1 protein-coding gene is annotated in these 555 nt (G+C 71.5%); it reads left to right on the top strand.

The window, feature by feature from the left end; genetic code table 11:
* The coding region (locus tag ACLEQD_RS45020; protein WP_410392010.1) for an AMP-binding protein at window positions 1-555 on the top strand (555 nt) is incomplete at both ends.

A 555-nucleotide genomic window follows, 5' to 3' on the forward strand; every position in this document is an offset into this window, starting at 1 on the left:
CGCAGGCGGCGGACGTGGCGGGCCTGGGGCTCGTCACCGTCATCGTCGAAGCGGTGGATGAAGCCGGCGGCAGCACGGAGCCGGTGGCGTCGAACGTGCGCGGGGAGAACGCGGCATACGCCATCTTCACGTCGGGAAGCACGGGGCGTCCGAAGGGCGTGGTGGTGGAGCACCGGCAGCTGGCCAACTACGTGGGGAGCATCCGCGGGAGGCTGAGGCTGGAGGAGGGAATGAGCTTCGCGTCGGTGACGACGCTGGCGGCGGACCTGGGGCACACGGCCGTCTTCCCGATGCTGTGCGGAGGGGGGACGCTGCACCTGGTGTCGAAGGAGGTGGCGTCGGACGCGGAGGCGCTGGGCGCGTACATGCAGGCGCACGGGGTGGACGGGCTGAAGGTGGTGCCCTCGCACCTGCGCGCGTTGCTGAGCGGGCCGAACGCGAAGGCGGTGCTGCCGAGGAAGCGGCTGGTGGTGGGCGGGGAGGCGTCGGACAAGGAGCTGGTGGAGACGGTGAAGCGGCTGGCGCCGGAGTGCGCCGTCTTCAACCACTACGGCC

This window comes from Corallococcus sp. 4LFB (assembly GCF_046520365.1).
GTDB classification, from domain to species: Bacteria; Myxococcota; Myxococcia; order Myxococcales; family Myxococcaceae; genus Corallococcus; species Corallococcus caeni.